Here is a 2,975-nt window from a genome sequence, read left to right on the forward strand (position 1 = left end):
CGGGACGTGCGGTCGTCACCATTGTGCCCGCTTCGAGATCGTTCCCGCTTGGACCTGACACCGACCTTTGCCCGATTGTCCGGCTGCCCTCAGCGCAGACGTTCTGCGTCCCTGGCCAGTGCCACCAGCTCGGTGCACAACCGTGTCAGTTCCGCTGGGTCTGCGCCCTCGGTGACTGCCGTGGCAACGTCCTCGGCTGCGCAGCGAACTTCGAAGGTCCGATCGATCAATGCCGACGCCTCGTCGGCCGAGAGAACGACGGCGTCTTCCGGGATCGATGTCCCCTTGACGGCGCTGCGGTGTTCGTAGGCGCGCTGTCTGCACGATTGTCTGCAATACCGTCGCCGACGACCCATTCCGGTATCGGCGACCTCGCGGCCGCACCAGGCGCACGCGTGTACTCGACGCGACAACACTGACATGGTCTCGAGCCTACGGGGGCGTGCCGGTAGAATGACGCAGACGTGCGCGCGGATCCATCCGTGTCGTGGGTGCTGATCGGGAACGATTCGCATCGACGAAGCGTTGTAGATCTGTGAGTTGATGCAGTGCATGCGGGTTGTCAGGGCATTCACTGCGCGATGCGGAACCTACGGGTCCGATGACGAACATGCACTATCGAGGGAGAGGACTTCACAATGGCAGATCGCGTACTACGAGGTAGTCGGCTCGGTGCCGTCAGTTACGAAACCGACCGCGACCACGATCTCGCACCGCGGCGGGTCGCTCGTTACCGCTGCGACAACGGTGAAGAGTTCGACGTGCCCTTCGCCGACGACGCGGAGATTCCCGGCACGTGGCAGTGCCGCAACGGTCTCGAGGGCTCGCTGCTCGAAGGCACGGCCCCCGAGGCGAAGAAGGTAAAGCCACCTCGCACGCACTGGGACATGCTGCTCGAGCGTCGCTCGGTCGATGAACTGGAAGAGCTCCTCAAGGAGCGGATGGATCTTCTGAAGGTAAAGCGCCGCGGCGCCTGAGGCCGATCACAAGACTGCGCGAAGCAAATGTCGAAAACATTCGCTTCGCGCAGTTTTTAGTCTGTGCACGGGATTAACGGTCGGTTATTCGCAAACGGGTGACGGTCCCTCGAAAAGATTGAAATCACCGCGTGTACAGCCTGCTACAAAGGCCTAGCAGTGCAATCATGGTGAACCGGGTATTGCGGACGTGTATAGGTAACAATCGTTGGTGAACAGGCGATGAACACACCGACCGGCGAAGGCATCGAAGCAGCGATTGACTGCGGAACAAGGGGGCAGCTGCACGTGACCGACGAGTCCGATAGCCAATTGTCGTCCTTGCGAAAAGAATTGGACGACATCGATGCGCGCCTTCTCGACATGATTCGAGACCGCATCGCGGTCTGCTCTCGCGTTGCCCTGGTGAAGCGCGAATTCGACATCCCGATGATGCAGCCGGGTCGCGTCGGACTCGTTCAGGAACGAGCACGCGAGTTTGCCCGCGCACACGAATTGTCCGAGGACTTCCTGGCTTCCGTGTACGACCTGCTCATCGCCGAGGCGTGCCGAGTCGAGGACCTCATCATCGATGGCGACTCGCCCGTCGGCAATCGCGGTACGTGACCGTCATGCCTCTACGCACGTTGCTGATCGACAACTACGATTCGTTCACCTACAACCTTTACAGCCTTCTGTGCGAGGTGAACGGCGTCGAGCCCGTCGTGGTGAAAAACGATTCGGACTGGACGTCGATAGATATCGCGGCTTTCGACAATATCGTCGTCTCCCCCGGGCCCGGTCGACCGAGCACACCTCACGACCTCGGCATCAGCTCGCGTGCGATCCTCGAGACCGACCTGCCGATCCTGGGCGTGTGCCTCGGGCACCAGGCAATGTGCCACTTGCTGGGTGGCACCGTCGACCTCGCGCCGATCCCCATGCACGGGCGTCTGTCCGAAATCGCGCACGACGGCGCCGGTTTGTTCGACGGCATACCGTCCCCCTATTCCGTCGTCAGATACCACTCGCTGACGGCCATCTCCCTGCCGGAAGAACTCGAAGCGTGCGCCTGGACGTCCGACGGCATCGTCATGGCCGTCCGCCACCGCAGCCGCCCGCTCTGGGGCGTTCAATTCCACCCGGAGTCGATCAGCACCGAGTACGGGCGTGAGCTGCTCTCGAACTTTCGGGACATGACTCAGTCCCTCTCCCCTGCCGCGGTCGCGCCGGCACGTTCTCCCTACTCGATCGAAACGCGCACGATCGAGGGTGACTTCGATACCGAGCAGGTCTTCGGGGCGCTGTTCGCGTCGAGCGTCAACAGTTTCTGGCTCGACGGTAGTGCCGCGGTCGAGCCCAATTCACGGTTCACGATCATGGGTGACGCTTCCGGGCCTCTGGCGGAGTACATCACCTATCGCGTCGGTGAGCGACGAGTGGACGTGCATCGCAGCGACGGCACGGTCGAATCGGTCGATTCGACGTTCTTCGACTACTTGAATGGGCAATTGAAGGACCGTGCTACTCCCCCGCGTCACGATTTGCCGTTCGCATTTGCACTGGGTTACGTCGGCTATCTCGGGTACGAACTCAAAGCAGATGTCGGTGGTCAACTGGTTCACACGGCGTCGACCCCCGACGCGTCGATGGTGTTCGCGGATCGAGCCCTGGTATTCGACCACGACACCGGAACCTGCTACTTGATGGCGTTGGTCGTCGATCACGCCGACCCGGTCACAGCCGCGTGGTTCGAATCCACCCTCGGCACACTTACGGCACTGCGGGACGGCGCCCATGCTGCGGCACCGCAAGAGATGCCACTGATCGGAGCCGAGTTCGAGGCAGACTTATTACTGCGTCACGATCGCGACAAGTACCTCGGGTTGATCGCGCAGTGCCTGGCGGAGATCCGTTCGGGCGAGACCTACGAGGTGTGCCTGACGAACGTCGCAACGTTCCCCGGACCAATCGATGCGTTGGCGACATATACATATCTGAGAGAGATCAATCCGACGC

Annotated in this window: 4 protein-coding genes; 3 read left to right on the forward strand and 1 reads right to left on the reverse strand. The window is 61.4% G+C overall.

What is annotated here, in order from left to right:
- Positions 1 to 89: 89 nt before the first annotated feature.
- Entirely contained in the window at positions 90 to 422 is a 333-nt protein-coding gene (locus WBQ44_RS12745; RefSeq protein WP_495567048.1) for a hypothetical protein, read from the reverse strand.
- 216 nt (positions 423 to 638) lie between these two features.
- Between WBQ44_RS12745 and WBQ44_RS12750 the strand changes: the two genes are divergently transcribed.
- From WBQ44_RS12750 to WBQ44_RS12760, 3 genes are all read left to right on the forward strand, one after another.
- Positions 639 to 977, forward strand: a complete 339-nt coding sequence (locus tag WBQ44_RS12750) for an RNA polymerase-binding protein RbpA (protein WP_338892220.1) — start codon at positions 639 to 641, stop codon at positions 975 to 977.
- A 222-nt stretch (positions 978 to 1,199) separates the two neighbouring features.
- Positions 1,200 to 1,583, forward strand: coding sequence for a chorismate mutase (locus WBQ44_RS12755; RefSeq protein WP_495567049.1), 384 nt, complete (start codon positions 1,200 to 1,202; stop codon positions 1,581 to 1,583).
- Positions 1,584 to 1,588: 5 nt separating this feature from the next.
- Positions 1,589 to 2,975, forward strand: a 1,387-nt coding sequence (locus WBQ44_RS12760; protein WP_495567050.1) for a glutamine amidotransferase-related protein, incomplete at its 3' end; no start/stop codon positions are given.

This window comes from Rhodococcus sp. (in: high G+C Gram-positive bacteria) (genome assembly GCF_049591685.1).
Taxonomy (GTDB): Bacteria; Actinomycetota; Actinomycetes; order Mycobacteriales; family Mycobacteriaceae; genus Rhodococcoides.

What these genes read in the sequence shown, in the direction of transcription:
- WBQ44_RS12750 (WP_338892220.1), top strand. Translation starts at nt 639, where the DNA reads ATGGCAGATCGCGTACTACGAGGTAGTCGGCTCGGTGCCGTCAGTTAC.
- WBQ44_RS12745 (WP_495567048.1), bottom strand. Translation starts at nt 422, where the DNA reads ATGTCAGTGTTGTCGCGTCGAGTACACGCGTGCGCCTGGTGCGGCCGC.
- WBQ44_RS12755 (WP_495567049.1), top strand. Translation starts at nt 1,200, where the DNA reads ATGAACACACCGACCGGCGAAGGCATCGAAGCAGCGATTGACTGCGGA.